Annotated in this window: 24 protein-coding genes and 1 pseudogene; 3 read left to right on the forward strand and 22 right to left on the reverse strand. The window is 54.2% G+C overall.

What is annotated here, in order from left to right:
• The first annotated feature begins 16 nt into the window (after positions 1 to 16).
• The 3 genes from EKD05_RS07870 to EKD05_RS07880 are packed head-to-tail and all read left to right on the forward strand — an operon-like array spanning position 17 to position 2,541.
• Positions 17 to 1,078: a deoxyhypusine synthase gene (locus tag EKD05_RS07870; protein WP_129671891.1), complete on the forward strand. Its 1,062-nt coding sequence runs from the start codon at positions 17 to 19 to the stop codon at positions 1,076 to 1,078.
• 6 nt (positions 1,079 to 1,084) lie between these two features.
• On the forward strand, positions 1,085 to 1,720 hold the full coding sequence (purN, locus tag EKD05_RS07875) for a phosphoribosylglycinamide formyltransferase (RefSeq protein ID WP_129671892.1): 636 nt from the start codon (positions 1,085 to 1,087) through the stop codon (positions 1,718 to 1,720).
• Positions 1,720 to 2,541 carry a dihydroorotate dehydrogenase gene (locus tag EKD05_RS07880; RefSeq protein ID WP_129671893.1) on the forward strand — a complete coding sequence of 274 codons (822 nt, stop codon included), beginning with the start codon at positions 1,720 to 1,722 and terminating at the stop codon, positions 2,539 to 2,541. Before purN ends, EKD05_RS07880 begins: the two co-directional genes overlap by 1 nt.
• Before the next feature lie 237 nt (positions 2,542 to 2,778).
• On the opposite strand, the gene EKD05_RS07890 is transcribed toward EKD05_RS07880, so the two are convergent.
• The 22 genes and pseudogenes from EKD05_RS07890 to EKD05_RS07995 all read right to left on the reverse strand — a co-directional run bounded on the left by EKD05_RS07890 (position 2,779) and on the right by EKD05_RS07995 (position 26,430).
• Entirely contained in the window at positions 2,779 to 5,832 is a 3,054-nt protein-coding gene (locus EKD05_RS07890; RefSeq protein WP_129671894.1) for a type I restriction endonuclease subunit R, read from the reverse strand.
• Positions 5,819 to 7,048 (reverse strand): restriction endonuclease subunit S, encoded by a 1,230-nt coding sequence (locus EKD05_RS07895; protein ID WP_205703887.1) that lies wholly within the window; start codon positions 7,046 to 7,048, stop codon positions 5,819 to 5,821. Before EKD05_RS07895 ends, EKD05_RS07890 begins: the two co-directional genes overlap by 14 nt.
• A gap of 1 nt (position 7,049) precedes the next feature.
• Complete coding sequence (locus EKD05_RS07900) at positions 7,050 to 8,609, reverse strand: type I restriction-modification system subunit M (RefSeq protein ID WP_129671895.1); 1,560 nt, start codon at positions 8,607 to 8,609, stop codon at positions 7,050 to 7,052.
• A gap of 529 nt (positions 8,610 to 9,138) precedes the next feature.
• Positions 9,139 to 9,576: a hypothetical protein gene (locus tag EKD05_RS07905; RefSeq protein WP_129671896.1), complete on the reverse strand. Its 438-nt coding sequence runs from the start codon at positions 9,574 to 9,576 to the stop codon at positions 9,139 to 9,141.
• Positions 9,577 to 9,646: 70 nt separating this feature from the next.
• Positions 9,647 to 10,177, reverse strand: coding sequence for a hypothetical protein (locus EKD05_RS07910; RefSeq protein WP_129671897.1), 531 nt, complete (start codon positions 10,175 to 10,177; stop codon positions 9,647 to 9,649).
• On the reverse strand, positions 10,170 to 10,565 hold the full coding sequence (locus tag EKD05_RS07915) for a hypothetical protein (protein ID WP_129671898.1): 396 nt from the start codon (positions 10,563 to 10,565) through the stop codon (positions 10,170 to 10,172). Before EKD05_RS07915 ends, EKD05_RS07910 begins: the two co-directional genes overlap by 8 nt.
• Complete coding sequence (locus EKD05_RS07920; protein ID WP_129671899.1) at positions 10,565 to 11,335, reverse strand: TIGR04255 family protein; 771 nt, start codon at positions 11,333 to 11,335, stop codon at positions 10,565 to 10,567. The genes EKD05_RS07915 and EKD05_RS07920 overlap by 1 nt, the downstream gene beginning before the upstream one ends.
• A gap of 687 nt (positions 11,336 to 12,022) precedes the next feature.
• Positions 12,023 to 12,178, reverse strand: a pseudogene (locus EKD05_RS27155) (type II toxin-antitoxin system VapC family toxin); the annotation flags it as partial.
• Positions 12,175 to 12,411: a type II toxin-antitoxin system Phd/YefM family antitoxin gene (locus tag EKD05_RS07930; protein ID WP_129671900.1), complete on the reverse strand. Its 237-nt coding sequence runs from the start codon at positions 12,409 to 12,411 to the stop codon at positions 12,175 to 12,177. The gene EKD05_RS07930 and the pseudogene EKD05_RS27155, both read right to left, overlap by 4 nt.
• Positions 12,412 to 12,963: 552 nt before the next feature.
• Positions 12,964 to 14,013 (reverse strand): glutaminase, encoded by a 1,050-nt coding sequence (locus EKD05_RS07935; protein WP_205703888.1) that lies wholly within the window; start codon positions 14,011 to 14,013, stop codon positions 12,964 to 12,966.
• Positions 14,010 to 15,383, reverse strand: coding sequence for a phenylacetate--CoA ligase family protein (locus tag EKD05_RS07940; protein WP_205703889.1), 1,374 nt, complete (start codon positions 15,381 to 15,383; stop codon positions 14,010 to 14,012). Before EKD05_RS07940 ends, EKD05_RS07935 begins: the two co-directional genes overlap by 4 nt.
• 6 nt (positions 15,384 to 15,389) lie before the next feature.
• A complete protein-coding gene (locus tag EKD05_RS07945; RefSeq protein ID WP_129671902.1) occupies positions 15,390 to 16,736 on the reverse strand; it encodes an Npt1/Npt2 family nucleotide transporter in 1,347 nt (448 codons plus the stop codon).
• A gap of 31 nt (positions 16,737 to 16,767) precedes the next feature.
• Positions 16,768 to 17,922 (reverse strand): ECF transporter S component, encoded by a 1,155-nt coding sequence (locus tag EKD05_RS07950; protein WP_129671903.1) that lies wholly within the window; start codon positions 17,920 to 17,922, stop codon positions 16,768 to 16,770.
• A 25-nt stretch (positions 17,923 to 17,947) separates the two neighbouring features.
• Positions 17,948 to 18,712 (reverse strand): MinD/ParA family protein, encoded by a 765-nt coding sequence (locus tag EKD05_RS07955; protein WP_129671904.1) that lies wholly within the window; start codon positions 18,710 to 18,712, stop codon positions 17,948 to 17,950.
• A 27-nt stretch (positions 18,713 to 18,739) separates the two neighbouring features.
• Positions 18,740 to 19,564, reverse strand: a complete 825-nt coding sequence (locus EKD05_RS07960; RefSeq protein ID WP_129671905.1) for a P-loop NTPase — start codon at positions 19,562 to 19,564, stop codon at positions 18,740 to 18,742.
• 41 nt (positions 19,565 to 19,605) lie between these two features.
• Positions 19,606 to 20,868, reverse strand: a complete 1,263-nt coding sequence (locus EKD05_RS07965) for a PP2C family protein-serine/threonine phosphatase (protein ID WP_129671906.1) — start codon at positions 20,866 to 20,868, stop codon at positions 19,606 to 19,608.
• 10 nt (positions 20,869 to 20,878) lie between these two features.
• Positions 20,879 to 21,301, reverse strand: a complete 423-nt coding sequence (locus tag EKD05_RS07970) for an ATP-binding protein (RefSeq protein WP_129671907.1) — start codon at positions 21,299 to 21,301, stop codon at positions 20,879 to 20,881.
• 94 nt (positions 21,302 to 21,395) lie between these two features.
• Positions 21,396 to 21,719 carry an STAS domain-containing protein gene (locus tag EKD05_RS07975; RefSeq protein WP_097654175.1) on the reverse strand — a complete coding sequence of 108 codons (324 nt, stop codon included), beginning with the start codon at positions 21,717 to 21,719 and terminating at the stop codon, positions 21,396 to 21,398.
• Positions 21,720 to 21,730: 11 nt separating this feature from the next.
• Positions 21,731 to 23,857: a glycogen debranching protein GlgX gene (glgX, locus tag EKD05_RS07980; protein WP_205703890.1), complete on the reverse strand. Its 2,127-nt coding sequence runs from the start codon at positions 23,855 to 23,857 to the stop codon at positions 21,731 to 21,733.
• A 22-nt stretch (positions 23,858 to 23,879) separates the two neighbouring features.
• Complete coding sequence (locus tag EKD05_RS07985; RefSeq protein ID WP_129671908.1) at positions 23,880 to 24,215, reverse strand: STAS domain-containing protein; 336 nt, start codon at positions 24,213 to 24,215, stop codon at positions 23,880 to 23,882.
• Positions 24,216 to 24,356: 141 nt separating this feature from the next.
• On the reverse strand, positions 24,357 to 26,168 hold the full coding sequence (locus EKD05_RS07990) for an AGE family epimerase/isomerase (protein WP_240695684.1): 1,812 nt from the start codon (positions 26,166 to 26,168) through the stop codon (positions 24,357 to 24,359).
• A 49-nt stretch (positions 26,169 to 26,217) separates the two neighbouring features.
• Positions 26,218 to 26,430 (reverse strand): hypothetical protein, encoded by a 213-nt coding sequence (locus tag EKD05_RS07995; protein ID WP_129671910.1) that lies wholly within the window; start codon positions 26,428 to 26,430, stop codon positions 26,218 to 26,220.
• Between the last annotated feature and the right edge of the window lie 62 nt (positions 26,431 to 26,492).

Genomic DNA, 26,492 nt, shown 5'->3' on the forward strand with positions numbered 1-26,492 from the left:
CAGAAGGAGGGTTGTGATGGCAAAAGAAGAACTGCTGCATACGATGGTCGAGCATCTTGATATCAAGCGGGTGAATGTGGTTCCGCTGATCGAGATGATGGGGCAAACGGCATTTCAGGCGCGCAATCTGGCGCGTGCGGCGCAGATTGCCGATGCAATGGTTGCCGATCCGCAGGCGACCGTGATCTTGACCCTCGCCGGGAGCCTGATTTCAGCCGGGCAAAAGGGTGTGATCCTCGATCTGTTGCGCTGCAATGCGGTTGATGCAATTGTTTCGACCGGCGCAAATATTGTTGACCAAGATTTCTTCGAGGCGCTCGGCTTCCGGCATTACCAGGGCAACCCCTTCGCCGATGATAATGCGCTGCGCGAGCAGATGATTGACCGCATCTACGATACCTATATTGATGAAGAAGAACTGCGTGTTTGCGATGAGACGATCCGTGTGATCGCGGAAACGCTGGAACCGCGTGCCTATTCGAGCCGCGAGTTCATTCAGGCCATGGGCGCGTACCTCGCCGAGCACCATCCCGACGCCGAGAGCATTGTGCTCGAAGCGTATCGCCGCGACGTGCCGATCTTTGTACCGGCGTTCTCGGATTGCTCGGCTGGCTTCGGGCTCGTTGCCCACCAGGTTGCCCATCCCGACCGCCATGTCAGCATTGATAGTGTCAAGGATTTCCGCGAACTCACGGCGATCAAGGTCTGGGCTGGGACCACCGGGTTGCTGATGATCGGCGGCGGTGTGCCCAAGAATTTTGTCCAGGATATTGTCGTGTCCGCCGAGTTCCTTGGCTATGAGGCCGCAATGCACCAGTATGCGGTACAATTGACCGTGGCCGATGAACGTGATGGGGCGCTCTCGGGGTCAACCCTCAAAGAGGCCAACTCGTGGGGCAAGGTGAGCCTTGCGCAAGAGCAGATGGTCTTTGGTGAGGCGACGGTGACCTTCCCGTTGCTCGCCGGGTATGTGTACCACAAGGGCAATTGGCGCGAGCGCCAGCCTCGTTCATGGGCACGGGCACTCGCTAGCGGGCAGCTGCTGGACTATGCTGCGGCGGCACACGCTCAGAAGTAATTCTTTATGTATCAGGTTGCGGTCTTGCTGAGTGGCACAGGCTCGAATCTTCAGGCACTCTTCGAGGCCGAGGATGCCGGGCAACTGGGGGCGCAGGTGAGCCTGGTCGTAAGTGACCAGGCTACCGCATATGGGCTGCAACGTGCGCTGCAGCGCGGGGTGGCAACGGCCCACGTGCCGTTGCCCGCTGCGCCGCGTGGCCCGCAACGGGCGCTGGTGCGCGCCGCGTGGGAACAACGCCTCGCTGCGGTGACGGCGGCCTTTACCCCCGACTTGGTGGTGCTCGCGGGTTTTATGCGGATTCTTTCGCCCGCTTTTTTGAACTGGTTCCCCCAGCGGGTGATCAATCAGCATCCTGCGCTCTTGCCTGATGATGGCAGCGATACCGTGACCACAAGCACGGGCTTGGTCATACCCGCCCTGCGTGGCGCCCACGTGGTTGATGAGGCGGTGCAACGTGGGTTGCCGGTCAGTGGCTGTACGATTCATCGGGTGACGCCCCGGGTGGACGATGGGCCGGTGCTCGCCCGCGCCGAAGTGCCCCTGCATCCTGATGATACACCGACAACGCTGCACGAACGGATCAAGGTTGAAGAGCGCCGCCTGATTGTCGAGGTGGTGCGAAGTCTGGCTCAACGCTGATGTATGATCTTGCGCCCCACAATCCGTATACCCTCAGCCTGGCAACGCCGCTCGTCGCGGGGGCAGGCAGCGTCGGCTATGGCGTTGAAGTCGCCCGCCAACTCGGGTTGACCAGTCAACCACCGACCCACGGACTCGGCGCGCTGTTCACCCGCACCACGACGCTGCGCCCAATCCGTACACGCCCGCAGATCCACGAAACCCCGGCGGGTCTGGTGGTTTGTGATCATCAGGCCAACCCCGGGATCCGTACGGTGCGTGAGCGTTTTGCCCCAGTGTGGCGGAACTGGAATCTGCCCGTCATCGTGAGTGTCGCCGCCACGCATCCGCCTGACCTTGAACGCCTGCTCACCGAACTCGAGACAAGTGACGCGGTTCGTGGGATCGAAATCGCGCTCGCTGACTCTGATGCCGTCACGCCCCACGCAGCCCAACACCTGGTGAAAGCAGCGCGCGCCACAACACCGTTGCCATTGATCGCCAGATTGTCGGGCGCTATGCCAACGATGCTTGCCGTCGCCGAGGCCGTCGTTGCGGCCGGGGCGGACTGCCTGGCCCTGACTGACGGTCTGCCCGCTGCCGTCGCCAGCGCCACAGGCTATCGCGAAGGCTTGCTCTACGGGCCAGCGCTGCACCCCATCGTCCTACGCCAGCTCACCGCGCTCGCCGCAGCCGTAACAGTGCCCATCATTGCCGGCGGCGGCGTCACAAGCCTTGCCGCCGCACGCGCCCTGCTCGAGGCCGGGGCCACCGCCGTCAGCCTCGACACCGTGCTGCTTACCGATTTACGGGCGCCGGAGCAGTGGGGGGCCTGTGGGTAAGGGCAATTTTCGTTACCCACTCCCAGCTTGTTGAGCAGTGAACGATACTAAGCGTTGCAAGGTATTCACGTAACACCTGGCGGCTAATCCAAAGCGGTGTTCCCGCCTGCTCATAGGCGCTAATCATTGTTCTGGCGAGGTCATAGAATGGTGAGGAGTCTACTTAGCGGCTGATTCAGCGAAATGGTCGAAAGCCATTTGTGATTACCTTGCTGATAGTAATGTGCGCCGTTTTTGCTACAACACCCCACCAGAAATATCGAAGAAGCGCTCAAAGAAGTGCGTCAATGTGTCCAAAACACGCTCGCGTTTTTTGGAACGCTCGCCTCCAGGCGAAAAGCGTGATACGGGAGGCAATACGTTGGAGAGAGCGGTGCCTGTTGTTGCGATCGTGCCGTTACGAAAGGCGTTGCGCACAAATTTATAGGTTTCGTCGTGATTAAGATTTTCGAGTTTGATAATCTCTTCCAGTTCCTCGATTCTTTTCTTTTCCACGTACTTTCGCCAGTCTTCTTCCACGACCGAATGGATATCCAGCGAGGTGATAAACTGGTTGATGAGCTCTCTTTTGTTGCGGAGTTCAACGCTTGAGTCAATGGCTTTGTTAATGTCGAGAAGCAGTTCGCGATCTTTGATGTGACCTTCATGGTACTTTTTGACAAGCTCTAAAATATAATCAATGTTGATTTCGATCTGTTTGATAAGTTCCATTTCAAACACGAGATCATCGTTGATGTTTTCTTTCTCGCCTTCATCTGTTTTGCGGAACTCGTTATAGAGATCAATGTAGGCGCTGTGATAATCTTGGAGGTCTCGCTCGGTTAGCAGTTCGTTGCCGCTGAAGTCGTCAAACGTGACCAGGATATTTCTCAGGCGCAAGATCGCACTGTAGAGCCGGATGAAATCCTTTTGATGTTGCTCCCCGATCATTGGCTCGCCAAGCGGGAATGTTGCCAAAAGCTCTTCAATCAGGCTGGCATAGCCACGGACTTCCTTGTCGCCGTCTTTATAGCCGTTGTAGTACTCGTTATACGCTTTTAACAGCACGAGCCCGCTGGCTTCTTTGTCGCCAAAGAGGGCAATGGCTTCATTGGTTGCTTTTTCCAGATTGCGGAAGCAGACAATCGTGCCGAATGTCTTGACGCTGTTCAAGATGCGGTTGGTGCGCGAAAAGGCCTGCAATAGACCATGCAAGCGCAGGTTTTTATCTACCCACAGGGTATTGAGCGTCGTCGCGTCAAAACCGGTTAAAAACATATTGACCACGAGCAGCATATCCACTTCACGGTTTTTGACCCGTTCGCTGACATCTTTGTAGTAATTCTGAAATTTATCGGAAGAGGTGTCAAAGGATGTCCCGAACATGGCGTTGTAATCTTTGATGGCGTTCTCTAGAAAATCCCGTGAGCTTGTATCAAGCCCGCTGGTGTCTTCAGAGTTCTCGTCCATCACACCGTCGAGGTCTTGCTCGTTGACGCCAAAGCTGTAAATAAGGGCTATTTTGAGTTTTTGATCGCTCGGCACGCCTGCTAGCTGTTTTTGGAATTCAGCGTAGTATTTTTTGGCTGCATCAATGGAAGAAACGGCAAAGATGGAGTTAAACCCCGCCAGTCTGCGGTCTTTGAGTTGGTAAAAGCTGTTTCGTTTGGTTTTCTGATCAAAATGCTCGCGGATATACTGGACGATATTCGCCAACCGTTCCGGTGCGGCCAGCGCTGCCTCGCGGTCAATGTCGCGCACTTTTTTGTCTTCGATGATGTCGGCTTCGCGCACGGTAGAGATATAATCAACCTTAAATGGCAAGACATTTTTATCGGCAATAGCGTCCACAATAGTGTAGGTGTGCAGCTTATCGCCAAACGCCTGCGCGGTGGTCTTCAAATTGGGCCGACCGCCGGAAGAAGCATTCACGGCAAAGATCGGCGTGCCGGTAAAGCCGAAGAGATGGTATTTTTTGAACGCCTTGGTAATGGCGGTATGCATTTCGCCAAACTGTGAGCGGTGGCATTCATCAAAGATCAGCACAATATGGCGGTCAAAAACAGGATGCCCTTTGTTACGGCTGATGAACCGGTCGAGTTTTTGAATCGTGGTGATAATGATGCGCGCATTGGGATCTTCAAGCTGGCGCTTTAAGATGGCCGTACTGGTATTGCTGTTGGCCGCGCCTTTTTCAAACTTGTCGTATTCGCGCATGGTCTGGTAATCAAGGTCTTTGCGGTCAACTACAAAAAGCACTTTATCAACAGAGGGTAATTTGCTCGCCAGTTGGGCCGTCTTGAAGCTGGTCAGGGTTTTCCCCGAGCCGGTGGTGTGCCAGATGTACCCGCCCGCCTCTAGGGAGCCGAGTTTTTTATAGTTGGTGCTGATCTCGATTTTACGTAAGATCTTCTCGGTCGCTGCGATCTGATAAGGCCGCAGCACCAAAAGCTGTTGGTCGGTGGTAAAGACGCAGTAGCGGGTGAGGATATTGAGCAGCGTATGTTTGGCAAAAAAGGTTTTGGTGAAATCCACCAGGTCGGTAATGGACTTGTTCTTTGCGTCTGCCCACCAACTGGTAAACTCAAAGCTGTTGCTGGTGCGCTTGCCTTTTTTGACAGCGCCTTCGCTTGATTCCTTGATATGCTGCGAGCGCGTGGTGTTGCTGTAGTATTTGGTGTATGTGCCGTTGGAGATGACAAAAATCTGCACATACTCAAAAAGCCCCGAGCCTGCCCAGAAACTCTCGCGCTGGTAGCGGTTGATCTGATTAAAGGCTTCCTGAATCGCTACCCCGCGCCGTTTTAGCTCGATATGCACCAGCGGCAGGCCGTTGACCAGCACGGTGACATCGTAGCGGTTGGCTCTTTGGCCGGCTACGGTGGCATATTGGTTGATCACCTGCACACTGTTTTCGTGAATCTTGTCTTTGCGGAGCAGATAGACATTTTTGACGGTTCCATCATCTCTTTTGAGATTTTTGATGTGGTCTTCCTGAATGGTCAAGGTTTTTTCGGCAATGCTCTGGTTGGGGTTGGCAATCTCGCCGGTAAAAAACCGCTCCCATTCGGCATCGGAAAAGGTGAAGTCATTGAGCTTTTCAAGCTGTTTACGCAGATTGAGCTTCAGATCGGCCTCAGACGTAATCGGCAGAACCTCATACGCCTGTGCCTCCAACTGCTCAAGAAAGACGTGCTCCAGTTCCGCCTCGCTCTGGTACGAGGTGGCGGTACGGTACACGGCTTGGTATTCTGCCACCACCGTGCTCTGCGGGTTTTCGGCGACCAGATTGTAGTGGCTAGTGGTTGGCATGGTCTTTTTCCAATGGCTCAAACGTCAGCAGCTGGTTCCGGTAGTATTCATATTGCTTGCGCCGGGCGTTGAGTTCCGCCGGCAAGCCGACCGAAATATCGTTCACCAGCGCGTCGAATTTGTTGAGAATGGCGACGATGCGTTCTTGTTCGGCGAGGGGTGGGATGGGGATTGGTATTTTGTTAAGATTGTCCTGTGTCAATTTTGGCTGTGCCGCAGTAGATATAAAACGGCTCAAGTTAATCATGTTTAGGTAATACTCAATAAATTTTCTTTCTATATATGTTTCAAACTCCAAAACATGTGCATGATTATTTACCCATATTTTCCCAGATGCCGAAAAAGCAATGGGGGTTACCCTTGCCAAAAGATTTGCACCGTCTTCAGAAACCAGCAAATAATCACCATCGAAGATATAATCACTCACATAGTCAACGATTCCAGAGGCTCCATAATACGGGTATTCACCTTCTTGGCGATCACTTTTTGTGACAGGCTTACGTTTTGAATCAAGATTTGTAGCCACCTCCCCCAGCGTCTTCCACGCCACATCCTCCCCAAAGGTCAGCAGTTCATCCCGATAATACGCATACTGCTTCTTGCGCGCCTCCAGTTCCGCCTCCAGTTCCGCCTCCAGTTCTGCCTCCAGCGTAGTAAAGGCATCTAGAATTTTCACGATCTCTTGTTGGATGGCGAGGGGTGGGATGGGAATTTTGATTTTTGCAAAACGCTTTTTTGAGACATTAAATCGTGTTACTCCGCTGGCAGTTTTTGCAATTTGTTTCCTCATCTGTTCATCTCTAAACAGATATTTTGAAAATTCCGGCATAATTAAATTAATTTTATGAAAACGGAAACCAAAACAAAAACTATTTAGATACAATGGTTCATCTATCTGCGTTGTTAAAACAGAGGACATTCCACATTCATCTGGTGTTTCCGATGAGCCGGTAAACAATACATCTCCGTATTCAATTCTGTTTTGTTTTTCGTCTTTACTTACTTTTACAAAAACATCAATATCAGTATTGATCTTGATGTTAGAATAAATATTTATGTAGGTGACGAATTTTGCATTACCATTATTGAAATCCTCTTTGCTTTTTCCAGACAGCCCGCCATAAAACGCACCGAGTTCCCCCAACTCCTTAAACTCCACCCCCTCAGGGCAAAGCTCGGCGATCAGTTTTTCTATCGTATTCATTTTCTGAACCATCTTACTGTCCACCTTCAATATCAGCCACGATGGCATCAATCGCCGCACGCAGTTCGTTTTGCCGGGCAACAATGCCCGCTATCTCGGTGTTCAGGGTTGCAATATCAATGACCTCGCGGGTATCTTTTTGCCCCACATAGGAGGATACCGCGATGTTGTAGTCGTTTTCTGCAAGGCTTTTATTATCTACCAGCCTGGCAAAATGCTCAATGTCGGCGCGTTTGATAAACGCCTTCAGTATTTTGGTGCGGTTTTCATCGCTCAACTTGTTTTTGTTGCCTCCGCGCACAAACTCGGCAGAGGCGTCGATAAAGAGGGTTTTGTTGTCCTTCTTGCTCTTTTTTAGCACGATAATGCAGGTCGCGATGGTTGTGCCAAAGAATAGATCGGGCGGCAGTTGGATCACGGTATCGATGTAATTGTTATCGACCAGATATTTGCGGATCTTCTGCTCGGCGCCGCCGCGATAGAGCACACCGGGGAATTCAACAATCGCCGCCGTGCCGATGGTGGAAAGCCAGGCGAGCATGTGCATGGTAAAGGCCAGGTCGGCCTTGCTCTTGGGGGCCAGGACGCCCGCCGGTGAAAAGCGCGGGTCGTTGATCAGCAGCGGATTGCTGTCGCCCTCCCAATTGATGGAATAGGGCGGATTGGAAACGATCGCATCAAAGGGCTCATCATCCCAGTGCTTGGGATCCGTCAGCGTGTCGCCGTGCGCAATATCAAAGTGATTGTAGTTGATATCGTGCAAAAACATATTGATCCGACAGAGGTTATAGATAGTCAGGTTGATTTCCTGCCCAAAGAACCCTTGGCGGACATTTTCTTTTCCGAGAACCTTGACGAATTTGAGCAGCAAAGAGCCGGAACCGCAGGCCGGATCATAGACCTTGTTCACCTCTTTTTTGCCGACGGTAGTAATCTCAGCAAGCAACTCACTGACTTCCTGCGGGGTAAAAAATTCACCCCCAGACTTGCCAGCATTTGCCGCATACATGGTCATCAGAAACTCATAGGCATCGCCGAAGGCATCGATCGTATTGTCGGCATAGTTGCCCAGCCGCAGGTCGCCGATCGCCTCCAACAGCTTCACCAGCTTTTGGTTTCGTTTTTCTACCGTATTGCCGAGCTTGCTGGCATTCACATCGAGATCATCAAACAAGCCTTTGAGGTCATCTTCGCTATCCGCCCCTTTGGCCGAACTTTCAATATTGCGGAAGACGGCGGCCAGCGTTTCATTGAGATTAGCATCATGGCGTGCTTTGGCACGGACATTGACAAAAAGCTCGCTCGGTAAAATATAAAACCCCTTTTCCCTGACGGTATCAGCCCGTCCAAACTCCGCCTGGGCATCCGTAAGGGCAGCATAGTCAAAATCCGCATTGCCACTGCGCCGCTCATCTTCATTGATATAACTGGTAAGATTCTCGCTGATGAAGCGGTAAAAAAGTATCCCCAGAACATACTGTTTGAAGTCCCAGCCGTCCACGCTCCCGCGCAAGTCGTTGGCGATCTGCCAAATGGCGCGGTGCAACTCGGTGCGTTCTTGTTCTTTGAGCATGGATGTATCCTCTGTATCGTTTCTTTTGCTTCTTCAATACGCGCTACGAGCGGTGAGGTTGTTATAAAATTTGCTCCGTCTTCTCAGAAGAAACGCCTTATACTAGCACATATTTATTCACCTTGGCAAGCCGCTTGCTACCGCGCACCGCTGGTCTTCACCGATGCCGATGGCAGGCGTCGAGAGCGAGGCAAGTATCTGCATGCGACGCCCCTAGCAAACTGCGCATATTCGCCGTTGGGCGGCGGAATGATCGCGTAGAAGGCGACGCCGCCGCCAGTCGGCGGGAAAGCCGCGAGAACGGCGCAGTTTGCGGCTCGCAGTTGTACCCAGGTTAGCGGGCGCGCCAGTGGTGTCCGTGTGCAGAGCGATGTTTGGCGGCAAACTTAGGAATACCGTAATTTTGAAATTTAAAATTACTTGTGTTCGTATATTGTAAAATCACTAAACAATGTCTCTTTCCCAGGAATACTGTCTTTACCCAACACACCTGTTGCAAGGCATATATTACCAGCAGTCATACGCTCTCCTATATTAAGTGTAGTTGCAAACTGATCATTAATATATATATCTTTGCTTCGCTATTTATTGCTTCAATGCGTATTTTATGGATGTGCCGCCCAATATGAAGGAGACGTCGCTCCCGCCGTCTCGCTCCCATACCTTGCCAAAAAGCTGGTTGTTTTGACGCAAAGGCGCAAAGGCGCAAGGTTTTGCGTGGCGGTGCGCTCACCCTTCGTGGCTTGGCGGGAGCTTCTTGGCATGGGATTGCGGCATCGCCTCGCGCTGCCTCGCTCTCCCTTTCAGATGCCAGCATCGTTGCACGTGCGTCGCTATCGGCATCGAGCAGGATCTTCGCCAGATCGCGCTCCAGGACATACGAGACAACATCATCGACGACAATCAACGTGTTGGGTGGAAGGTGCCGCACGCGCTCGTCAATGTCGGCAATCGTCACCGATGGCATGGCAAGCGCTCCTGTGTCGCTTCTCTCCCGGTGCAGCATTCTACCGCATGATACCATTTGAAAAATCAGTTCAGGAAAACGAGGGAATATCTACAGGTAAACCCACGCGCATAAAGTAACGAGCAAACGCTTGTGAAAGGTGTTCTCTATATGGGGGAAGAAGTCTGACTCGGGGCGGATTTGTCTTGGTAAATTGCGTTAGAAAATTAAAGGGCAATCCGAAAATATTGCGAAAGTCAACTACACTGAACTCAAATTCCGCGCCCTCTAGATCGCATTTGTTCAATAAATTGTATCCGGGAACGTTGCCACGGCGTAAGGCTTCTTTTCCAGCCTTACTCTTGAAATATTGATTCGTGCCTTCAAAATCGCTAAACTTCCACAGCCCGCAGACGACCACTACGTCTAACTTTTGATTTTCTAAATCACAAGCCTGACTCATTATGATCACGTCATAACTACGGACTTTGACGTCAATACTGTTATGCGCAAGATCTATAGTGTCTGGTGGTATAACCACCGGACAATTTCGTATGATCTCACCTTGAGTAATGCCTTCCTCGGGATTTGCTGTTTCGTACCATGGGTATTCCCTAGCCATACCACTCCTGCTCATCAATTCGAGAAGGTCGGGCTCGTTCGATGTCTGTTATTCTAGCTGTTATTTGCGCTTCATAGGTTGGTCGGAGGAGCGCAAAATGTTCATACTCAATATCCCATGCGCTGGCGTCAAACGCAGTTGCTGTTGAAGAAATAGTACTGTTAGTGCTAACTACTTCAACCCTTGGAAAGACAGAAGAAGTGTCAACAATAAAAGGATCAATAATAGTGCCGGGCGAAAGCTTCTGTGAGACAGCCTTTAAATGGTGTTGAATAATGCGCCGTAAGATTATACTTATATCGATACGTTCCAAAGATGCATTTGGGCTGTATAAACCAAACGCTGGCAATATATCTTCGTTTGGATTATTCCACGGTATAGTACGCATTACTCAAACCTCCGTAACAATTCTCCATCAATGATTTCGAAGAAGCAATTGCTTGTAATCTGATGGGCATTGTCAGCCCATGCGATAATACTCTTAATGTCTTTGGGTGCATCTTCTCCTGATGAACTGAAAACCGTTTCCCAAATCAAGGCGTCCTTTCCTTCTCGGTTGCCTTTGGCAAACCTTAATTGCAATGATCCGGCAGGTGTTTGCGAATGAAACGCAAACCTTAGATCTAGCACTTCTGGTCTTCTCGTAATTCCGGTTTTTTCAAAAACGTTTTCCTGAATATCGACATTGACCTTCATTTTTGTCCTTAGAAAATCGAAAACGTTCTCTTTCTCAAAATCGACAATAATAGCATCTATATAGCGCAAAATTAGATTTTCGATTTGTAAATCTTCGGGTCGCGGGTATGCTTCAAATAGCTTCTGAATCAAGTCTGCAATACCTGGACGGAAACTCTTTTCCCAATCATAACTGTCAGTATCATTTAAAGTGCATACACCAGGACCGAATTGCACTAAAGGCCAGCCTCCTTCTTTTGCCCGGAATCGTTGCTGAACGACTCTTCCGGCAATTTCTATAGGGATATTCGCTGTTGCTAACTGTTCATGAAATGGGTAATTATCCTGAACCCGATCAAACATTCGGCCAAGAAGGATTGTATAATGAGGATCTACTTTGAAATCACCTATTTGCTCTTTTAGTGCCCAGTGAGCTTCAAAAATGGCTTCTATTAGAGGTTTGTTTTTTAGTACCTTACGCATCTCTTTTATTCCCTGTTCTGCTTACTCACCTGTCTTCCGGTAGATTGACACTTGCGTACTATACCATGCTTTCGCCTTCCTACAAATGAGAGTTGAAATAGAGCGGATGTTGCGATTGTTGTCATAATCATACACTGCCTCGCTCCAATCCCTTGCCAAAAAGCCGGTTTTTTTGACGCAAAGGCGCAAAGGCGCAAGGTTTTGCGCGGAGGTTCGCTCACCCTTCGTGGCTTGGCGGGAGCTTCGTTGTATGGGATAGCGTCTCGCCCTGCGCTGCACGATGCGCCGCAGTGGTTGCGCCGCCTGCCCTGGCGTTGCGTGGGTTCCGCCGCTTGTCGCGCCCTCGTGCTGCCTACGTTGAGTGCGCAGGATACGGTGGGTCAACGCGAACCTGCGCAGTTAAGGGTTTCGATGGAAGGCGTTGGTGGTATGACGGTTTTTTCCAGATGACGTGACCGTTTGGCAAGCCGCTCGCAGCCGCCGAACCGGCCTGGGGATCGGCCACTGCTTGGCCCGTGATCTGGCCCAGGATGACGTCGTTCCCGGTGAGGGTTGCCACCACCAGGGCTAGGCGCTTCTTCGCCGCGCTCATGCTGCCTGAAAACGGAAGCGAGGCGCCCACCAGGTTGATGGCGTTACCAAGCGGTACGAACAGGATAGGCTGCGAAAATGGGATCGGCACTGATTCCCAAGCTGGTACTTGATGTGCATTTCCCACACGCTTGTCACGCCGAGGATGAGGTCATTTGCGGGGTCGCTGCATAACGCCAACGCTGTGGCGGATAATTTGGCCGGATCGCTGTCCCACCAGATAAACGTATGCGTATCGAGCAACAGCTTCACGGCGTTCCGATCCAAACATCATCGGGCAAAGGTTGATCAAAATCGGGGTGCATGCGCATACTGCCCGCATGTAATCCTGGGACACGCTGCCCAGCCTGCGACGCGATGGGTACGAGACGCGCACGTGGGGTCTGCCCATCGAGTAAGATAATTTCGGTTCCCGTTGCGACCTGAGCGACCAATTCCGCGAGGTGTTGCTGGGCTTCGTGGATCGCAACTGATTTTGTCGTCATAGCTTCCTCCAACGATATGCACAAATTGTAGCCCAGGATCAAGGTGCTGTAAAGCCGGTCGGTCATCTACTGTAGGACGATTGCATCTTCCTGCCGTGGCCGTGAACGGCTCGGCTCCTGGGGAGCGAAGGCCGCCTGCGCGGCCTCATCCAGCCGGCGAAGGTAGATCTGCCTTCATCTTTATGCTCCTCTTGCGCAAGAACGTCCGGATCATTCACGCTTATCCACGATAAGCCTTAACCTTCGTTATAGAACATCGCTATGTAAATTGCACCAGCCCAAACCGGTCAAGCCAGGGCGATTGCATCATACGAAACCGGATACAACAAGACGCGCTATCAGGGCACCCGCAAGGGGTGCCCCTACAGGTCGGCCGGGCCGTCGTGGTGGTGTGCGCGGCCCCGGCGCACCCCGGCGGGGGCCGGGCCCGGTGTACGGGCACCCCTTGCGGGTGCCCTGGCGGGTGCATACACGGAAGATGCAATCGCCCTGCCGGTCAAGACTGGCTACGGCGTTACGGAAGATACAATCGCCCAAACCGGTCAAGCCTGGCTACGGCGTTGACGAACGCGCTGACGCGGCAGATCCACGCATGCTGAGTGCTTCCTGGAGCTTGGTACGCTGCTCGGGCGGAGCGAGCATGTGGAGGCCGAAGTGATCCGCGAAGGCCTCGCAGACCCTGATCCCACGCAGGCTGTGGCCCTGGTCATTCAGTAGCGGCGAAAAGACCGCCAGGCCCAGTTGCCCCGGTACCACCAGCATAATCGCCCCGGTGCTACTGCTCTCGGCGGGCAAGCCCACCCGATAGGCCCACATACCGGCCATCGTACGCATCCCGCAGGTATACATCACACTGAGGATATCACGCACATACCGCGGCTCGATCACCTCGTCATTGCTCACCGGATTGCGCCCATGATGAGCCAGCGTTGCCGCCATCATCGCCAGGTCACGGCAGTTCACCAGCAACGCCTGCTGCTGAAAGAAGAGATCAAGCGTCGGTTCAATGCCCTCAGAGAGCATGCCACGGTCGCACATCAAATGCGCCAGCGCACGGTGGCGATGGCCTGCGGCACGGGCTGCCGTAAACATCGTGGCATCAGACACCATCTCATGGTTGGCGAGGCGGCGAAAAAAGGCGAGATTCTTCTCGAGGCGCTCGGTCACACTGGTACCCCGTAACAGGGCCAGCAGGCCAAGTGCCCCCGAGGGAACTAATGGATTGGGCAAGGGGAAGACGGCATTATCGCTCAAGAGAAAACTCTCGTGGACTGGTTCGACGCCAACATGCGCCAGAATTCGCTCGGAACCCTCTTCCATCAACGCCAGAGCATACATAAACGGATGCGCCAGCGCCTGAATGGTAAACGCCTGCTGGCTATCACCAATTTCATACATCCGCCCTTTGGTATCAACCACGCAGATAGCAAACCAGTTTGGATCGGCCCGCGCCAACTCGGGCAGCGTCGCGGCAAGATGGCCTTCAGACAACGGGGCCAGCGAGCGGTGCAGATCGGCAAGCAACGCCCGCATCGGGGACGTGACCGTCTTCATCCCACGAACGAGAGCCGTCAAATCATCAGAGTCGGTTTCGCTGCTCATGATGTGGTTTCTCCTCTGGTCATCGATCCTGCCGCCTCGCCTGGCGCAGAGGCAGCGCCCAGCAGCGACTGTATCGGGATATGTTTGCCCGAACGGGTCCGGGCAAGGGACGGCACACATTCCACGCGAACCTGAAAATGGTGGCCGAACGTCTGGCAAAAATGCTGAGCGACCAAGGCATGGTCACGCTCAGCCTGGTAGAGCGGGCCAGTGACGAGGCGCACCCTGACCGTATGCAACGCTTCTTGCACAATCTGAAATTCGCGGATATCAAGCGCGAGTTTGAGCACCAGATCGTACGACCAGTCGAGAATGCGCCCCGACGGAATATCGGGGGCATTGGCCTGCTTGAAGGCCGCATTTTTGCGTCCCGACAATTCAGCCAACACCGGAGCCGTCTTGCCACACGAACAGGCGTCATGGTCAGCCGCGATCGCCATATCGCCCTGACGATAGCGAATGATCGGCATCGCCGCATTGATCAAACAGGTACCCACAATCTCGCCGAGGTGACCAGGGGCGACCGGGCCATCGCAATCAGGATGCAGCAACTCAATATAGGAACAATCCTGGACAAGATGATAGCGTTTGTGAACACACTGCTGGGCAATGCTGGCGAGCTCTTCCGACGAATACTCATCGAAGACCGGGCAGCCAAAGACCGCGGCAAAATAATCGCGTTCCTCTTGCGTCGCATGTTCCGAGTTGGTGACAATGGCCTTGAGGCCCAAGGTCGCACACTGCGCCCCATAGAGCATAACGAGCTCGCGCAGGATCGACGGATAGATCGCCAGGATCGCCGGGCGCAGGCGACGCATCGCGGCGAAGATCTCGGCGGCTGGGCGCAGATTATGGATATAATGCACCCGGTACAAGCCGGCCAGCGAGCGCACCGGATAGGGCGAGGTATAGACAAGCAGCTCGCGATCGGTTGGGTGATAGGCAGGATAAAACTCTTTGAGCATACGCATAACCTGCAACGCTTGCGTAATAAAATTCTGGCTATCGAGATAAACCGTCACAAACTTGCCCGACGATCCCGAGCTTCGCGAGACGATCAGCCGGTCACGCCGAATACGCCGGTCAATCATCGCCTCGCCATGGGCAATCAACTCGTCCTTGGTCACCGTCGGCAACGCCTTGAAATCCTCAAAGCTCTGGATATCCGAAGGATGCATACCTGCGGCTGCATACTTCTGATGATAAAACCATGTATGATCATAAGCAAGCGTAACCAATTTTTGAAGTCGTTTCAATTGATATGCTTTCACTATCTCTTGATCAAGAAAAGGAAAGCGTGCCACACTCGGAGCGAACAGGGCAAACTGAACAAGCAAAGCAAGGTGTTCACGCCATGAAAGTGCGCGCATAGGCGTTTAGAATTCCAGTTGATCGAGCACACTCCGCCGATGCTGGCGACGCTTGAGCCGCCAATTGAGCATACTCTGGTCATAACTGAGATAGAGCTGGCGCGCCAGCATCAGGGCAACCAGCGCACTGATCGTCGCAACCGCGAGATAGAGACTACGCCCCACCAGGGGCGCAAGCCAACCCTGCTGCATCAGCAGCACCACCCCTCCGGTCACGAGACAACTCAGGATCGAACCTGCCGGATAGAGATAGCCCTCCATAAAGGTACTGACACGACCACGGCGCTGATCAGGGATCATGCCCTGGAAGGCCTGGCGCGCCGGCTGATCAATGCCCGTCAGCACGAGACGGATGAGATAGTTGCCAATGATTGCGCCGGTCAACATCAAGCCACCCACAGGCGCAAGCCAGAAGAGCATCAGCAGCAACGCCAGGAACATACTGCCGGGCATCACAGCAAAAATCCCTTTGAACCCGGGCTGCTTGAGCAACCAGGGCGTCAGGAAGGCCTGGATCACCAGCAAAACCGGCACGCTGGCGATTTTGAAAAGCCCATAAAAGGTCTGCAACTGGCCTGGGCCGGTAAAGTGCGCCGCAAGGTCAACCAGAAATTGATACTGGATCGTATTGAGCGCAAAACCCATCAAGATCATGATGAGCGCAAGAAAGCGATACGCCGGCACCTCGCGGACAAACTCGAAGCCCTCTTTGACCATATCGCGCAAGTGGTCACCGGCCTCAGCCGAGGGTAGGTTCAGCGTCACACGGAGGCGTATCACCGCGAGCGCCACTGCCCCGAGCAACAGAAGCACCCCATTGAGCACCAACAGCAGGTGCGTCGCCGCACCAAGCCACTGACCAAGGGCAGCAACAAGCGCATTGCCAACCACGCCACCGATAAGCACCGACGCCGAGAGGAGCGGGAAGAGCCGCTTGGCAGCAGCGACGGAAAAGAGGTCATTCGCGAGCGTCCAGATCAGCAAGGGCAGCAGTGTCCACTGCTGTTCGGTAAAGATCGCCAGCAAGCCATAGGCAAAAAACGAAGGCGCACCAGCGACAAAGAGCGCATACAACCCCAGATAGACCAGGCTGGCCCCGCAAAAGAGGGCGACACCGAGCCAGACACGGTCAATGCGATCAACCACGAGGGCATAGAGACTCGACGTCACCATCGCCACGAGCATGACCGTTGCCCAAACGACCAGGATCTGATCAACGCCCACCTGGCTCACAAAGCCACTCGTTGCAATCACCTCGCTCGACTCGAGCACCAGCGTATTCGTAAAGAGCAAAAAAGCCAGCAAGCCCACCCGTCCGAATTCACCAGGGAGGAGCAGTTGTCGTTTCCACATAGGCACTTGGCTTTAGTTATGTCATGTTGCGCTATTCGTTGGTCGAGGCAGGCTGCGCCTTGCCACGTTCACGCATCTCGCGTGCCTTTTGCTTCAGATCACGAAAAAAGTCAGTCTCCACAATCTCCTTGACCTGATCGCTGCGTTTATGTTCATCAATCATGATCTGGAGATCCTGCACATGCTTGCGCAGATCCTGCTCGCGCTGGATCACTTCCTGGGCCATTGTGCCAAAGACCCGGCTTAACTGTGCGATCTCATCATCACCTGTGGCTGCTTTCAACGTCTCGGCCTGGGCCACCGTGAGCGTATTCTTTTCCATCGCACGGGCGGCCTCGCTCAAATCAATCAGCGGCCGCGTCATACTCTGCGCCATCAACGCCGCATTGGTAATAATAAAGACCGTCGTCATCAAAATCGTCACGGCCAGTTGAAAAAAGACCCCCCCAAAGGCACCTGCCCAACCTCCATTGAGGCGCGCATTTGCCTCGAGGAGAAAGAGGCTGAGCATAATGATCGGCACAGCCGCCGAGATCACGACGGTCAGCAAGACGCGCTGCATCAAACCAGCGCGAAACATTGCTGGCCCATAGAGGTGACGATAGGCATAGTTAAAGAGCAAGATCGGCACAATGACCGCCGCATAGATCCAGTTAATCAGCACCAGAGGAAGATTGTTACGCGCCACCGTCTGCCAGATCGTCGTCTGATCCTCATAGACAAAGACAAATGGATCGAGCACCGCCGCAAAGAGACCCGCCGCCACCACAGCAAGCGAAGTCAACCCGAGCGCTTTCAGCAAGCCTTCCCGCGTCTGATAACACCACTGACGCAGCACGGCAAAACCGGGGATGAGGCCCAGCAGCCCATTCGCGACTTGCCAGTTGATCTGCAAACTCGCCGCAAGCGCCTGGGGTGAGGAAGCATCAAGCGGAAAGTGGACAAACCCGGTGAGCATATCAGCCAGCAGATTGCCCCCAAAGCCCACCACAAACCCAACCAGCGGGCCAAAGGCAAACCCGAAGAAGATCGGGATCGCCACGCCGGGGCGCAGATTACCTGCAATCGCACTTGAACTGGTCGTCGCAAAGACAGTCACCCACGAGGTAGCAGCATAGAGGACGGCCCCCAGAAGGGCCATCCGCACCAGAAACCCCCATCCAGGTTGTGTTGCAGGGCGATCCATCACGTCACGTCCCCTTGAACATTGTCTACGCGATGAGCAACGATGCCAGCCGGTCGAGCCGCGCCGTCATCGGGTGGTCGGGATATTTCAAGACAAAAATGCCTGAACTCGACAAGACCATCATCTCGTCAGAGTGGGGCAGAATTGCGCCAACACGACAGTTATAGGTCTGCTCGATCTTCTGCTGCACATGGTCAAAGTCAAAGACCGGCGGCACCTTGTTGACCACCAAGAGCAAATTGGGTACCTCAAGCTTGCGGGCGACCTCGACTGTCACACTGGTGCCCTGATAATCCTGGTTATCGGGGCGCATAATGATCGCCAGCGCATCCGAAATCGCAATCGAAAGCAACGTCTCTTCATTGAGACCAGGGTGGGTATCAATCATCAACACATCGAGCTGCAGGTCTTCGAGCAATTGTTGAAACCCATCATTGAGCAACCCCACATCATAGCCCTCGCGGAGAATCTTGGCAATTTCACCTGCCTTGATACTCGACGGGATCAAGAAGACCTGCCCCGTGAGACCGGGCTTGAGCTGTTGCAAAATCGAGGTCACATCCATCGCCGCGTCTTTAATTTCGCACTTGCCCCAGAGATAATCGTTCAGCGAGCGGCTGATATGCTCTTCATCCAGACCAAAGAGCACATGGATGCCCGGCGACTGAATATCAGTATCGACCACCCCAACCCGGAGGCCACGCTGGGCCAAGAGTGCGGTGATATTCGCCGTTGTATTCGATTTACCGGTGCCACCACGAAACGAGTGGATCGAGATAATCTTTGACATAGGTTGCCCTTCTCTGTTTCACTACGATCAACCGGGTGGTTGTTCGATGGCCGGGAACGGATCAAGGTGGCTCAGCAATGCCTCGGCCACATGCGCAAAGACACGGGTGATGGCATGCTCGGGATAGCGCAACACAAAGAGGTCGGCACTACCCAGCGCAGCAAGCTCGGGATGATAAGGAAGCAACGCCAACACAGGATGGCGGTAGGTCTGAGCTAACTCTTGGCTGACCCGTACCGGATCAAAAAGCGTACTGATCTGATTGGCCACCTGCACAATCTGCGGCACCCGCAGCGTCTCGGCAATATCAACTGCCACCGCTGTCCCCGCATAATCAGGCTGATCGAGCTGAAGCACCAGTACCAGCGTCTGAGCGACGGCCAGCGAATGGATCGCCAGCATGCTCTCTTCTTGAATGCCGGCATGCGTATCAATCAAGAGCGTATCAAGCTGCAACGCCTCTGCCATCGCGATCAGATCATCGGTAATGCGCTCGATCCGAAAGCCGTTCTGCAGCAAGGCCGCACGATCACGCAACCGTGGACTGGCCGGCATCAGCCAGATGGATCCAGTCTGATGCATCATAACAGACCCAGGCGCAAGCTGCCAGTTGGGGGTGACATCATACCAGGCGTCCTTACCTTCACAGCGCTCAAGTAAGAAATCGTTGAGCGTGGCGCCAATTGCTGTCACCTCGAGGCCAAAAAAGGAGGTCAGTCCACCCTCTTGCACATTGGCATCAAGCAGGCCAACCCGTTGACCACGCCGAGCAAGCAGGGCGGCAGTATTGGCGGCGAGCGTCGATTTGCCGATGCCCGCACGGGCCGAATGAAAGACGACACACTCAACCATCAGCGCACAGCCTCCCTTTGGAGATGGAACATCATCAAGGCTCAGGCGGCGATCCGTTGAATCGCCAGCATGGTAATGTCATCGAACTGGTCAGCACTAGCAATATGGGCCTGGAGATTGCGTTCGAACCGATCGAGTACCTCGGTCGCCGACGCGGCTGGCTGGGCCAAGAGTTGGAGCAGGCGCTTTTCGCCAAAGAACTGGCGCTCGGGGTTACGCGCATCAGTGACCCCGTCACTATAACAGAAGAGGATCTCGCCCGGATCGATCTGGGCATGGGCAATATTAAAATCGGCCCCAGGGATCAAGCCCACCGCCGGTCCAGTCATCGCGAGTTTTGTGCGGACACCATCAGGACCAACGATCAACGGCGGACAATGGCCCCCATTTGCATAGATCAGCGCACCAGTCACCGGATCAAAGACGCCAAAAAAGAGCGTGACGAACATATTCATATCCAGATGGTTGTCGGTGATATAGTTGTTCGTCAGCACCATCGCATTCTTGAGCGAGGCCGCCCCAATCGTCGGGAGAGCCTGCCGCCCCTTTTCGCGGCGCGCGACAGGGGTCAAGGCATCCCCCGAACCGCCAAGCACGTTGGTCCAGTCACTCAAGCTATAGTGCTGCTGGGCAAAAGCCCGCACCAGGCTACGCGACAAAGACATAAAGAGGGCGGCCCCAACCCCCTTGTCACACACATCGGCAATCACAAAGCCAACGCGCCGATTCTGGGTCAGCATGAACGCATCATAAAAATCGCCCGCGACCTCACGCGCCGGATGAAACCGGGCGGCGATCTCCCAGCCAGGGAGTTGCGGCAACTGACTCGGCAGAAAGCCCAGTTGAATCTGGCGGGCAATCTGGACATCACGCTCGATCTTCAACAAGGTCTCTTGCTGATCATCATTCTGTTGATGTTCAAGCAACGTGCGTTGCGCCAGCATGCCCTGCACCCGCGCCTTGACGACCGGGGGCAAACACGAAGCCGGGATATAATCAACGGCCCCCATCTCGAAACAGCGGGCCAGGCCAGGGTCAAGATCGTCGGGCGCAATCATGAGCACCGGTGTCATCATGAGCGCACCAGTGGCACGCATCCGCTCCAGAACCTGGTAGCTATTGATTGCCCCCCATAAGCCAAGTTCAAGCAGGGCCAGATCAAAACGCTGGGTCTTTAATAAATCAAGCGCTGCGCGTCCATTGTCGAGGGCCGTCACCACATAGCCGAGGGCTTCAAGCTGGTCGCGGAGCAGATTGCGTCGCTCGGCTTGTTCGTCGATAATCAGGATCGTCTGGGCCGCCATAGCTCCACCCTTATGCTTGCAGAGGTCGATACATCACAAAAATATTGCGGTTCATCTGATCAACATATTCGTAGTTGAAATAATCAACCCCTTTGAGGGCCAGATAAACTCCAAGACCACCAATGTTGCGTTCTTCGAGGGGGCGATCGAGATCTTCGGGGTCGGGCCGTTCACGGGGGTCAAAGGGTCGCGCCCGATCTTCCAGGATAATCGTCAATGTGTCAGCTTCAATCGCTGCCCGCACGGTCACGTCACCCGTAAGCCCAACCTCGGTGTGACCGTAGTTAATAATATTCGTAATAATCTCATCAACGGCCAGGCGCAGCCGATAGGCTGCTTTGCGGTCAAGCCCGGCCTGAGACGCTGCCTCAACCACATATTTGCCGACATCATCCAGTGAATCAAGATCGGCTGGTACAGTGAGCACATGCATAGGTTGCTCTCTTGAGGGGAGGCTACCCCAGGTGACCACACCGGCGCAGCCTCCCCTCGGTATCGCTCACGCAGCAAGCGTCGTTGCGTCGCCCTTACGCTTCATCGTAGCTTTCGACCATGATCACGCTGTTGTGAAAGCCGGTCATCGTGATTGTTTCGGCGACCGTCTCTTGCACGCCAACCATATAGATATCGACATTCGCACCCATTTTCTGCTTGGCAAAAGCAAGCGAACGAAGTCCCGCACTCGCCATGTATTCTAACTCGCTCATAAAGAGCACAAGGCGCGTCACCTTGGCAGCGGCAGCCTCTTCGATCTTCGCCCGAAATTGCGGGGCGACCGCAGCATCCAGTTCGCCCGCCAGCGTGATATGCGCAACCTCGTTGTTCAGCGTGAGGGTACAGGTAAAGGCCATGATTCTTCCTTTCACTCGTGTCCAACCAGAATGACCACACTCCGTCCACCAATCAGCACTTCATGCTGCGGCTCAAGCCGTGGTTCGCTGCCAGGTTCATACGCATCAGGGACAGCCCCTGTATTAGCAAAGAGATGCCAGTGCATCCCCTCGGGCAGACCGGGCAACTCAAATGGCAACGCATCCCAATACATATTCGCCGCCACATAGAGATAGCTGTCCGTGACCGTCCCGCTCTTCGCATGTTTGCCGCAGAGCATAAAAGCGATGATGCGACTCGTCCCCGACCAGTCGGCCTGCCATGCGCGGGTACCGTGCCAGCTAATGTCGGCATACCCGCTGCCAACATAGTCGTAGTTGCGCAGATGCTCGCGGTTGCGCAGAACCGGATGGGCATGCCGAAAGGCAATGCACCGCTGAACAAAGCGCAACAGTTCGGCATTGCGCTCGACCAACGCCCAGTCAAGCCAGTTTAGCTCGTTGTCCTGGCAATAGGTGTTATTGTTGCCCTGTTGACTATGCCCAACCTCGTCACCCATCAGGAACATCGGCACACCTTGGCTCACCAGCAGCAACGCAAAGGCGTTCTTCATCTGACGCATGCGCAGGGCGTTGACCGCGGGGTCATCAGTTGGCCCCTCAAACCCACAGTTCCAGCTATGGTCGTCGTTGCCACCATCGGTATTGCCCCACCCATTGGCCTCGTTGTGCTTGTCGTTATACGAGACCAGATCGGCAAGGGTAAAGCCGTCGTGACAGCAGAAGAAATTGACTGACGCCGTCGGGCCACGCCACGCATACAGGTCAGGTGAACCCTGAAGGCGCTGGGCGACTGCGCCGATGATCCCCATATCGCCCTTGAGAAAGCGGCGCATATCGTCACGGTATTTGCCGTTCCACTCGGCCCAACGCCCATATGCGGGGAAGGAGCCGACTTGGTAGAGACCCCCGGCATCCCAGGCTTCAGCAATCAATTCACACTTGGCTAGGATCGGGTCATACGCCAGACTCTCAAGCAACGGCGGGTTCGAAAGTGGAATGCCAATCGGGTCACGCCCCAGAATGGCCGCCAGGTCAAAGCGGAACCCATCAATATGGTATTCCGATGCCCAATAGCGCAGGCAGTCGAGCACCATGTTGCGCACCAGCGGGTTGTTGCAGTTCAAGGTATTGCCGGTACCACTGAAGTTCCAGTAGTAGCCATCGGGCGTGAGCATATAGTAGGTTTTGTTATCAATGCCCCGAAACGAGATCATCGGCCCCATCTCGTTGCCCTCGGCGGTGTGGTTAAAGACGACATCAAGCAACACCTGAATGCCATTGGCGTGCAACTCACGCACAAGCGCTTTGAACTCGTCAACTTGCATGCCCAACCGCCCGGTTGCCGCATACGCCGCTTTGGGCGCAAAAAAGCCGACCGTGCTATAGCCCCAGTAGTTCATCAGGAGCTTGTCCTCTTCCCAGGGATGCGGACGACTCCCGTCGAATTCGTCAAACTCGTAGATTGGCAGCAATTCGACGCAGTTGACCCCCAGCGCTTTGAGGTAGGGGATCTTCTCGCGAATGGCAGCGAAGGTACCAGGGTGCTTGACGCCCGATGAAGCGTGACGGGTAAACCCGCGCACATGCATCTCGTAGATAATCAGGTCTTCGCTGGGGATCTGCAACGGGCGGTCGCCCTGCCAGTCAAAATCATCAAAGGTGAGCCGTCCCCGATAATGGTAGATATTGTTCCAATCGGGAGGCACACCCCAGACATCACGCCCGCCAATCGCCTTGGCATACGGATCGAGCAGAATCTTGCTCTGGTCAAAGCGATGGCCGACCGGCGGATCAAACGGGCCATCCATGCGGTAGCCATACTCGATATTTTCATAATCGAGATCAAAGACGACCATCGCATAGACATTGCCAATGCGAAACTCCTCGGGAAAGGGGATCTCGGCATAGGGTTGCGGCTGACCCTTGACAAACAGCACCAGAGTACACGCCGTTGCATGACTCGAATAGATCGAAAAATTGACGCCCCCTGGCACCAGCGTTGCGCCAAATGGCAAGGGCTTGCCGGGACGCAACTTGAAGCCGTTGTAACTATGGGTCGGATTAATATCAATGCGTTGCAGATCTGCATTACTCATAAGCGTCCCTTTGCCTCAAGCGTTACTGACCGAGCGCCGCCTCAGCCGCCTCGACGGTGTCGTAGACCGTAAAGTAGGTCAAAAAACCGGTGGCCGACATCGTATCTTGCAGATCCTCGGCAAGCCCCGCCAGAACCAGGGTCGTCCCCGTGCTGGTGGCCTGACGATAGAGCAAGAGCATCAGGCGCAGACCGGCACTCGACATATAGGTCACCTGGCTCATATCGAGCAACACACGGCTGCCAGCTTGGCAGAGCGGCACGATGTGCTCTTGAGCCGTCGGCGCAGTCTTGCCATCAAGTTCGCCCACAAGGGTGGCAAGGGTAAGCTGGTTGCGTGTCGTAATCGTGATTTCCATGAGACTCCTGTACATTGAGGGCTGACGCCCTGCAATCCGGTGCTTCACTGGTTGCCCACGCCAGCGTGGCTGGCGTGGGCAACCAGTGAACCGAAGATGCTTGAGGGCCGCAGGCCCCCAAACCCCCAGCCGGTCAGAGGTTTAGACAGGTACCACCGTCACCTTCACCCGCAGCGAGGTCTCACTAGCTGGCAAGGTGACTGTCAGGGCAGCCGCATCAAAATTGGCGTAGGGCGCATCATCAATCCAGACCTGGTCAATCCGAATGCTGCCAGGGGGCAGAATGTCGGGCTGGACACGCAAGATATTATCTTTGAAGCCGCCCGGTTGCGGTTTGAAGTAGAGCGTCAAGGGCTGTTTGGTAATCAGCAGATTGGTATAGACCGCCGAGAGGTAGCACAATTCGGTGGAGTGGTACGCACTCATCGAGTGGCTTCCCTTGAGGCGTTCGGTTCCCGTGAGGTACGGCAGGCCATTGGCAAGCACATTGAAGTAGACGCCGCCATCGTCGTGATCGAGGAAGAAAGCATTGTAGAACGAGGCCGACTCGCGGGCGAGTTTCAGGTATTCGTCATCTTTCAGCATGCCGTGCAGAATCAGATACGCGAGAATGCCCTGCTCTTGCTGCCACCAAGCTTTGCGGTCGTGCCAGACATGGCGATAGTGCTCTTCACCTGGGCGAAGCATCCGCTCGACCACATCATACCACCCGCCACGCTGCTGGTCACTGCCCGCCGCGGGCATCAACTCGGCAATCTTGCGCGCCAGGGCGACATACTCCTCTTTGGGCTTGAGGCTCTGCATGCGCATCAGGTTCCAGGCAATCTTCAGATTGTGCCCGACCACCGCACGGTTCTGCTGCCAACCCCAGGTCGTATCGTGGCTCCAATCCTCAAAGAACTTCTCTTGCACAAACGGGCTATGCTCGTAGTCGGGGAAGTAGCGCGCAATCGTATCAAAGGTGTTCTCGAGGAAATCAGCATAGCGCTGCTCACCCGTCGCCAGATAGAGATTGATCAGATACGCGGGGGCGTGATCGCCGACCGAGTTCCAATTCTTGCGCGCCCGGTTGTGGTTGAGCGTCTCGGCCCGTGGGTCAAGCGAAATCGGGTCAATGTGCGAGAAATATCCGCCCTGCTCGCGGTCAATATAATATTTATCAAAGAGATCAATCGTCTTTTCGGCATCATAGAGGATGCGCGGATCACCTGTGATGCGATAGGTCTGAATAGGCCCGGCCAGCGCGTAGATCTGCTCGTACATCGGCAGCGAGTCATAATCGTCGCCAAATTCCGAGGTGAGCAACTTCTGCTCGCGGTTGCCGGTCACCTGAATGCCGTGGTACCAGTAGACCAGATCCTCGTCGGGATCATAGAAACGCATATGCTCGCGCAAATAGACGGTACCCTTCTCGGCAGCTTCAAGGAAATGCTCTTGGCCCGTCAACATATAGGCCGAAGCCAGACCATAGACCATCCGCGAGATGGTATCGGTCTCTTGCAAAAAGTCACCCTTTTTGGTACCCCCGAGGTGCAAGAAGGTACGATAGTTGCGGTAGTCAATCGCTTCGTTGGGATAGTTGAATTGCCAGCGCACATAGCTATCGGCGATCGAACGGATCTGATTGATCCACCAGTCTGGCTCTTCCTGGCGGTACGCGGTGGGGTTATCACCCGGAAAGACAAGGAACTTGGCTTCGAAGGTGTAGCTCTCCCCCTTGGGATAGAAGATCCCGTGGACATGCAAAAACTGACCAGGGGCAATCAAGCTCCCAAAGCGACCCGTACAATCCATGTACGACTCTTCGAGATTCTGCATAATGCGCCCGTAGGCCGCCGGAGTGAGCACGACATTGAATTCACGTCCATCACTCGTCTTGAGCGTAAAGCTCTTTTCGCTTCGGTTGAACTGCGTGACATAGCCTGAGATTGTATCGGCAAACGAAAACCGCATACTGTCCACATCAAGCTCCTTGCACATTAGACTCGGGTGTTGCTACCCCTCACACCTCGGGGGTCTTCTCTTCACCGTCAGAACCACAATCCAGTTGTGTCTTGAGAAAGGCTGTCAGGCTATCAAGGTCAGGAAAGCCATGGCGCTGCCTGGTCTTGGGATCTTCAATGGTGAAGTTCCACTTTGCCTGTGATGGCTCCTTCTGACTGCGCTCTTGCCAGCAGCGGAGCAGATAGACCCGGTACTCTGGTAGTTTTTCCATAGGCGCTATCTGGCGGCTGTTCATACGTACGGTATACACGACACAAACGCATCTCGTAGCCC

The sequence above is a fragment of the Candidatus Chloroploca sp. Khr17 genome (assembly GCF_004138165.1).
Lineage (GTDB): Bacteria > Chloroflexota > Chloroflexia > Chloroflexales > Chloroflexaceae > Chloroploca.

What these genes read in the sequence shown, in the direction of transcription:
- EKD05_RS07990 (WP_240695684.1), bottom strand. Translation starts at nt 26,168, where the DNA reads ATGCGGTTTTCGTTTGCCGATACAATCTCAGGCTATGTCACGCAGTTC.
- EKD05_RS07960 (WP_129671905.1), bottom strand. Translation starts at nt 19,564, where the DNA reads ATGGTTGAGTGTGTCGTCTTTCATTCGGCCCGTGCGGGCATCGGCAAA.
- EKD05_RS07940 (WP_205703889.1), bottom strand. Translation starts at nt 15,383, where the DNA reads ATGCGCGCACTTTCATGGCGTGAACACCTTGCTTTGCTTGTTCAGTTT.
- EKD05_RS07935 (WP_205703888.1), bottom strand. Translation starts at nt 14,013, where the DNA reads ATGAGCAGCGAAACCGACTCTGATGATTTGACGGCTCTCGTTCGTGGG.
- EKD05_RS07970 (WP_129671907.1), bottom strand. Translation starts at nt 21,301, where the DNA reads ATGCATGTGCTCACTGTACCAGCCGATCTTGATTCACTGGATGATGTC.
- EKD05_RS07895 (WP_205703887.1), bottom strand. Translation starts at nt 7,048, where the DNA reads ATGGTTCAGAAAATGAATACGATAGAAAAACTGATCGCCGAGCTTTGC.
- EKD05_RS07870 (WP_129671891.1), top strand. Translation starts at nt 17, where the DNA reads ATGGCAAAAGAAGAACTGCTGCATACGATGGTCGAGCATCTTGATATC.
- EKD05_RS07890 (WP_129671894.1), bottom strand. Translation starts at nt 5,832, where the DNA reads ATGCCAACCACTAGCCACTACAATCTGGTCGCCGAAAACCCGCAGAGC.
- EKD05_RS07985 (WP_129671908.1), bottom strand. Translation starts at nt 24,215, where the DNA reads ATGGAAATCACGATTACGACACGCAACCAGCTTACCCTTGCCACCCTT.
- EKD05_RS07995 (WP_129671910.1), bottom strand. Translation starts at nt 26,430, where the DNA reads ATGGAAAAACTACCAGAGTACCGGGTCTATCTGCTCCGCTGCTGGCAA.
- EKD05_RS07915 (WP_129671898.1), bottom strand. Translation starts at nt 10,565, where the DNA reads ATGCGTACTATACCGTGGAATAATCCAAACGAAGATATATTGCCAGCG.
- glgX (WP_205703890.1), bottom strand. Translation starts at nt 23,857, where the DNA reads ATGAGTAATGCAGATCTGCAACGCATTGATATTAATCCGACCCATAGT.
- EKD05_RS07880 (WP_129671893.1), top strand. Translation starts at nt 1,720, where the DNA reads ATGTATGATCTTGCGCCCCACAATCCGTATACCCTCAGCCTGGCAACG.
- EKD05_RS07965 (WP_129671906.1), bottom strand. Translation starts at nt 20,868, where the DNA reads ATGGCGGCCCAGACGATCCTGATTATCGACGAACAAGCCGAGCGACGC.
- EKD05_RS07975 (WP_097654175.1), bottom strand. Translation starts at nt 21,719, where the DNA reads ATGGCCTTTACCTGTACCCTCACGCTGAACAACGAGGTTGCGCATATC.
- EKD05_RS07930 (WP_129671900.1), bottom strand. Translation starts at nt 12,411, where the DNA reads ATGACGACAAAATCAGTTGCGATCCACGAAGCCCAGCAACACCTCGCG.
- EKD05_RS07910 (WP_129671897.1), bottom strand. Translation starts at nt 10,177, where the DNA reads ATGGCTAGGGAATACCCATGGTACGAAACAGCAAATCCCGAGGAAGGC.
- EKD05_RS07945 (WP_129671902.1), bottom strand. Translation starts at nt 16,736, where the DNA reads ATGTGGAAACGACAACTGCTCCTCCCTGGTGAATTCGGACGGGTGGGC.
- EKD05_RS07905 (WP_129671896.1), bottom strand. Translation starts at nt 9,576, where the DNA reads ATGCCATCGGTGACGATTGCCGACATTGACGAGCGCGTGCGGCACCTT.
- purN (WP_129671892.1), top strand. Translation starts at nt 1,085, where the DNA reads ATGTATCAGGTTGCGGTCTTGCTGAGTGGCACAGGCTCGAATCTTCAG.
- EKD05_RS07955 (WP_129671904.1), bottom strand. Translation starts at nt 18,712, where the DNA reads ATGTCAAAGATTATCTCGATCCACTCGTTTCGTGGTGGCACCGGTAAA.
- EKD05_RS07900 (WP_129671895.1), bottom strand. Translation starts at nt 8,609, where the DNA reads ATGCTCAAAGAACAAGAACGCACCGAGTTGCACCGCGCCATTTGGCAG.
- EKD05_RS07920 (WP_129671899.1), bottom strand. Translation starts at nt 11,335, where the DNA reads ATGCGTAAGGTACTAAAAAACAAACCTCTAATAGAAGCCATTTTTGAA.
- EKD05_RS07950 (WP_129671903.1), bottom strand. Translation starts at nt 17,922, where the DNA reads ATGGATCGCCCTGCAACACAACCTGGATGGGGGTTTCTGGTGCGGATG.